The organism is Metabacillus sp. YM-086, from assembly GCF_048059995.1.
GTDB lineage: Bacteria > Bacillota > Bacilli > Bacillales > Bacillaceae > Metabacillus > Metabacillus litoralis_B.
The window spans coordinates 66,994-73,151 of sequence record NZ_JBLUOI010000019.1 but is presented as its reverse complement, the minus strand read 5'-3'; the positions used below and the strand labels follow the sequence as shown (position 1 = coordinate 73,151).

Below are 6,158 nucleotides of genomic sequence, written 5' to 3'. Positions count from 1 at the left end.
AGAATAGTGTTAGTCTTTATAAGACTAATTTCTTGCTGTTATTAGTTTTTGATTAAATGAACATGACCATTCTTACATACAATCATATAAATAAACCCTAAGTGGTAAATGGGAGAATCTATCTCACAATAGCTGTCTGTCCATGGCCTAACTTCTATATTGAAGTTAGGCCTTTTTATGTTTATATGGAATAAATTGTATTGAATGTTGATTAGCGCTTTAAATATCATTCTAAGGAGGACATAAAATGAAAAAAGTTAATAATTACTATCAAGAAGACCTCCTTCTTCTTAGTAGTACATTAAGTAAGCTTTTAAAGCAAAGGTTTGGAAAAGGACCTGAAACTTGTTACGTTACATTGCATTCAAACAGATTAGTCATCTTTATAAAAAAATATAGAACTCCTGCTGAAGATGTTTTGTTAAAGAATAACAATGTAAGCCTATTACAGAGATTCAGGTCAGCTGTTATGGAAGAAGTATTCTTTGAATTTTCCAAAGAAGCACATGATTGCCTTGGTATTTCTTTTGATTCTTATTATGAGGATTGGAATTTTGAAAGAAACACGGGAATAATGATTTTGGAGAATAGTGAATCTAAAAAATGGTCCGAGACAACAGTACCTCCAACACTAAAGGAGAAGCTTTTTAACGGAATAATTTCGGTGAGCGAGGAAATATATAAAGTACCAAGTAGGGTAGAAATCATTAGAATGAATCAAAATATGTATGCTGTAGAATGTCGAGGGTCATTAATTCAAATTGAGAAAGTTTTGTACCGCAAAGGCCATATAGAGTTGCTACACGAGCGCTCCAATGATATTAAGAACTCCTTTATTAAACAAAAGGAGGTTTTTGAATCAATTTTTTCTACAGTTATAGAGGATATATTTATGATTTGGGACTATAAGGATGATACAAGCTATATTTTCTTTTATTTGCAGTAAGTTGTTTACTTTCATTTGATTATTTTATATTATTAAATTAAGAAGAAAAGAGAATAATGCTTTTCTTTATACGAAATTATTACAATATTATTCAACTATAAATTAAGATAATTTAATATAATTTGGTAGAAATGATTTAGAAAATAAGCTAAGCATAAGCCAAAATAGCAAAAAGAATATTTCTTTTTGCTATTTTGGCTTTTTATGTTTGTGTTAGTTTTTTTGGAATAGGAGTTCGTTACAACATGATAAAGCAAGATAATCATCATAACTTTGAATATTTACAATCTCTAAAAGCCATAAACAAAATGACAACTGTCATGTTATGTGAAGTAGCTCAGCTTATTGGAGATATGAAGCAGATTGTGTGTCAACAGGAGAAAGAACTTTCTAATTTTATACATCCTATAGCAAATACTCATTCAGATATTATTAATGTTATGAAGCAAACATCAGCCTTGATGAAACTAGAACATATTGAAAAACAGCTATTCATTGATATGGTTGCCTCGCTCACAGAATTAATATGTGAAATGCTGAGGGATATTGAGGATGCCAAAGTGTTACTAGAGAGAATGGCTACCACTGACTCTTTTAAATTACATATAAATTATCAATTAGATTATTTAAGCTGCTTACTGACAGAACTTATTATTATACATTGAGACATACTGCCTAAGATGCAGTGTGTTTTTTTATTATTTTCAATGCTGCTTTCTTATTGAAAAGCAAATAATCGTTAATACTACATTTAAACGAAGAAGGAGAGAGGAGTTATAAAAATGGATGATAATGAGATAGTAAGCTTACAAAAGGATATAAGTGGTTATGTTGGTAAGATGTTTCGGGAGAGTTTTGGTAAGGGGCCACAATCTGTTTATACTTCAGTAGGTTATACATATATCACGATTTACTTAAGGAATTTTCTTACCCCTTCTGAACGTGTCTTGTTAGAACAAGATCAGGTCATGACGATCATGCAAATGAGAGATAAATTAATGGATACACTTATTCCGGAATTAAAGGCTTTTATTGAAATATCAACTAGTAAGAAAATACGAGAGATTTATTATGATTGGAATTTACATAACAAATCCGGGATGATTACTTGTATAAGCTCTGAGTCATTTACACCTAAAGATTCATTAAAGGAGAATTATTTAGGCAAGGAAAAAATTGATTATGAAGTGATTCAAATTAGTAAGCAAGCCCAGAAAATACCTGAAGAAATTTATTCCTGTGAAATAAATGATAGAACCCTACTTGTTATTCGCAATGGGATTCTTGTTAGAATTGAAAAAGAACTCATTCGACTTGGCAATGGTGATCTTTTAAAAAGAGTAAAAAGAAATTTAGAAAAAGGATTTTTACATAACAACAGCCAATTTGAAGCTAATCTCAATAAACAAATTATTGAATCGTTTGTGGATTGGGATTTCGACTTAGATAAAAGTGTCATTCTTTTTATTCTTAATCCTACTGAACCTAATAAACATAGTTTTAAACAAATTGATATTGAATAGAAGGTATGGTGATGATATGGATCAAGATATATTGAATACTATTAGTAGCTTTACAAGTAAGGCTTTAAGGAAAAATTTCGGCAGAGGGCCGCAATCATGTCAGTCAACACTTTGTGATAAATACCTTGTTACATATATCCGTGGCTTTATATCACCTATGGAGGAGGTGCTTGTTCAACAAGGGCAAAGAAATCATGTTGAAAAGGCTAGAACAGTTATCATAAATCATATTCTTGAGGAATTAAAAGGAGTAGTGAAAGTCTCTTTAGATCGTGATGTTGAGGATTATTACCATGATTGGAATTTTCCCAACAATTCTGGAGTGATTATTTTCATTTTAGATGAGAAGGTAACAGAGGAATACTCCTTAAGACAAGATGTAAATCTAAACAAATTAGAGAAAGAAGTCTCGCGAATTAGCTATCTTGTTCAGAAGGTTCCTGATCAAATTCATGTATATCCCCTATCAGATTCGATTTATTTAATCGAGAGAAAGGGGATACTGATACCGATTGAAAAATCACTTGTTCAAAAAGGATTTATGGAGGAGTTAAAAATTACAAAAGATGAATTGGAGAAAAGTTATTTCCATAGATATGGAAAGTTCGGTGATATCTTCCAATCTCCTGTTAAAGATATCTTTATGGATTGGAATTTCAAAGAAGATAAGTCATTTATGGTGTTTGTCTTAAATTCCTAAGTTTATATAAAATGGATAGAAAAGTTCACGTTGTTGTTTCTTTATGTGAACTTTCTATATCCATTTAGGTCGGATAGTAAGCTCTAAAAGTATAATTTGAAGCGGACTTATTCTTTATGGCTTTTTTATACCTTTAAGTTCAATACAAGCAGTTGTACCTTTATTAACTGAGCTCTCAAAAGTAAGGTTGCCACCCATTGAATCAATTAAACGAAATGTCACTAATAAACCTAACCCTGTTCCGTACGTTTTGGTCGTAATATATGGCTTTCCTAATATTTGTAGTTGCTCTGTATCCATGCCTGCACCTGTATCTATAATTTTTATGTTTATTTTGTCCGTTTTTTTACAATAAGAAGTAACTATTTTCACGCTTCCGTCGTCTGTAGCTGTGATTGCGTTTTTTACTAAATTTAATATTGCTTGTTTAAATGTAATTGGATCTACTGTTATATAAATATTCTTTTCAATAAAATGGTCTAATTTTATACCTTTTATATTAGCGTATGATTGTACAAGTAGAATAACTTCTTTAAGAGCTTTGTTAATGTTGAATTCTTTCATCTCTGAATTTTGCTTGGGTATAGCTAAGTTTAGATAATCTGAAATAATTAATTCGGTTTTGTCAAGTTCATCAATTGCAGTGTCGATATAATGATGAAGATCTTTATCAACTTTTACCTTTGTGAGTTGGATAAATCCCCTGACAGCTGTTAATGGATTTTGTATTTCATGGGCAATAGAAGCAGCAAGTTCACTCATCATATTCATTTTCTCTGCATTATGAACCTGTTCGACTAGTTTAAGATTAGACAAGATACTTTCGATGAAATATGCATTAATCAGTATACCAATTACATAGGTTACTCCCATCAGTAAGTACAACTCAAATCCTTGTTGATAGAAAAGGTCTACTTGATTCATATATAAATAATGTAACTCACTAGCAGTAATCACAATAAAAAAAGTAACGATTGAGATACAAAGTATAGCTATAAATTTTTTATTATTATTTGTATGATGATATTTCTTTTTAATAAGCATTATGAGAATTAAAAGAATAAGTGCAACAACTAAAGCATTTACTGATAAAATAAACTTACCTAAATAGTAACTGTATCCAATCACTAACACACCACATATTAGTATTGATTTTCCTCCCATATATAGTGCACAGATAACAAGCGGCACCCAGCTTAAATTCCATTGAATTTCCCCTGATATAATAGGGAAATTCATACTCAAAATAGACATTAAACCGAAAGCTAGTCCAGCTAGGAACTCGGTTCTTTTTTTAGTTGAATGAGTAAAGATCAAATTATAAAAATAGATGGGGGATAGCACGATCAAGAGGTTGAATAACACCTGTCCCATACTACTTGTTGTTGATGCTAGCAAAACATAGTTCACGACCTTTCAGAAATCTTTTATTATAGTAGTAAGTAAACAAAAAAAGCCAAAATAAGAGTAGTGACATAACTACTTCTTACTTTGGCTTTAAATTTCAGCTATTAACTAGAAAAACATAACCTATATGATGAGCTCTGTTAAATTTTCAAAAAACTGATAGGGATTTAACAGAGCTTATTGGTTTGAAAGAATTAAAGAATTGAAATAAGAAAATGGAGCATCTCCAAGTTTCTATTCATATCATATAATTTTTAAAAAGAAGTTTCAATTGTAAACTACAAAAGGATAGATAAGCCAGACCCAATCTGGTTTATCTATCCTTTCGTGGACTAATGTTTAGTTTAGTCTAGAACAACGATTTTCACCGTTTTTCGGCCCCATTGCAATGCTTTTGCACTTGATGGCATAAGAACATCAATTTTATGTCCAATAATCGCACCACCTGTGTCACCAGCGATTGCAACACCATATCCCTCAACCCACACTTTTGAACCAAGTGGGATAACGCCTGGGTCTACTGCAATTAATTTCATGTTTGGATTCTTCTTTATGTTATATCCTAAATAAGTAACATCGTTTTTAGTATCTTCATGACTATAAGCTGTTGCGGAAACATACATTTCTTTTCCGGAAACAGTAGAAGTGTCTTTGTTATTTGTTGGAGGAGCAACAGTTTGCTGAGCCTGTGCTTCTTCTTGAGCTTTTTTCGCCTTTGCTAATTCAACAGCTCTCGCTTTAGCGGCAGCTTGCTCTTTTTCTAACTTATCTGAAATAGAGGTAATTTGTGATTGTATGGTTGATTTTTCTTTTTCAGCGAGATTAATTTCTGCTGAAAGCTTTTGATATTTTTCCTGCATAACAGCTAATGCTTCGTTTCTTTTTACACGGTTTTTTTCTAGTTCAGCTTTCTTCGCTTCAAGATCACTTTGTTGTGTGTGAAGAAGTTGTTGTTGACGATCAATTTCTTTTTTATCTTCTTCAATCTGTTTTAAATCAGCTTCTTGTTGATCGATTATTTTTTGATCAGCATCTAGTAAAGTCGCAACTGCACCAACACGTTCAAAGAAATTACCAATGCTTTCTGAGTTAATTAAAGTTTCAATAACAATTGTCGTGCGATCACTATGTTGCAGAGCGACTAAACGCTTTTCCATAATTCCTTCACGTGCATATACTTTATCAAGTAAAAGGACAATTTCCTCTTTCTTTTTTTCAATTATCTTCTGTGTTTCTGATATTTTTGCTTCTACTTCAGCTAAACTTTTTTCGTTAGTAGAAATCTGATTTTCTAAGGCTTGTACGTTTTCTTGAATGTCTTTAACTTCTTCATTTATCGCTTGTTGCTCTTTTTCTTTTTGAAGAATGGTTTGTTGACTCTGCTCTAGCTGTTCATTGGCACGATCTAAAGATGCCTTTGTTGATTCTGCGTTTGCCACGTAAGAAATAGGTAAGGATAATAAAAGGATACCAATTGTGGCAATAGTTTGCTTAAAAGCTCGCATATAGCAACCCCTTTCTCGTCTATCTAGTTATAACATAGAAAGAGATTTCGTAGGTTACAATTAGATTAAAAGTTTAG

Annotated in this window: 6 protein-coding genes; 4 read left to right on the top strand and 2 right to left on the bottom strand. The window is 31.6% G+C overall.

Translation table 11 applies throughout. The features are described 5' to 3' along the window. Positions 1-247 precede the first annotated feature (247 nt). The 4 genes from ACEWK1_RS10770 to ACEWK1_RS10755 all read left to right on the top strand — a co-directional run bounded on the left by ACEWK1_RS10770 (position 248) and on the right by ACEWK1_RS10755 (position 3,169). Positions 248-946 carry a Na-translocating system protein MpsC family protein gene (locus tag ACEWK1_RS10770; RefSeq protein ID WP_121664397.1) on the top strand — a complete coding sequence of 233 codons (699 nt, stop codon included), beginning with the start codon at positions 248-250 and terminating at the stop codon, positions 944-946. A 245-nt stretch (positions 947-1,191) separates the two neighbouring features. Continuing rightward, positions 1,192-1,611: a hypothetical protein gene (locus ACEWK1_RS10765; protein WP_121664398.1), complete on the top strand. Its 420-nt coding sequence runs from the start codon at positions 1,192-1,194 to the stop codon at positions 1,609-1,611. 117 nt (positions 1,612-1,728) lie between these two features. Next, positions 1,729-2,469, top strand: a complete 741-nt coding sequence (locus tag ACEWK1_RS10760; RefSeq protein ID WP_121664399.1) for a Na-translocating system protein MpsC family protein — start codon at positions 1,729-1,731, stop codon at positions 2,467-2,469. 16 nt (positions 2,470-2,485) lie between these two features. Next, on the top strand, positions 2,486-3,169 hold the full coding sequence (locus tag ACEWK1_RS10755) for a Na-translocating system protein MpsC family protein (protein ID WP_121664400.1): 684 nt from the start codon (positions 2,486-2,488) through the stop codon (positions 3,167-3,169). Positions 3,170-3,283: 114 nt separating this feature from the next. On the opposite strand, the gene ACEWK1_RS10750 is transcribed toward ACEWK1_RS10755, so the two are convergent. Together ACEWK1_RS10750 and ACEWK1_RS10745 are read right to left on the bottom strand one after the other, a co-directional pair. Next, positions 3,284-4,408 (bottom strand): ATP-binding protein, encoded by a 1,125-nt coding sequence (locus tag ACEWK1_RS10750; protein WP_416636221.1) that lies wholly within the window; start codon positions 4,406-4,408, stop codon positions 3,284-3,286. Between the two features lie 512 nt (positions 4,409-4,920). Further along, a complete protein-coding gene (locus tag ACEWK1_RS10745) occupies positions 4,921-6,081 on the bottom strand; it encodes a 3D domain-containing protein (protein WP_251406942.1) in 1,161 nt (386 codons plus the stop codon). Positions 6,082-6,158 lie beyond the last annotated feature (77 nt).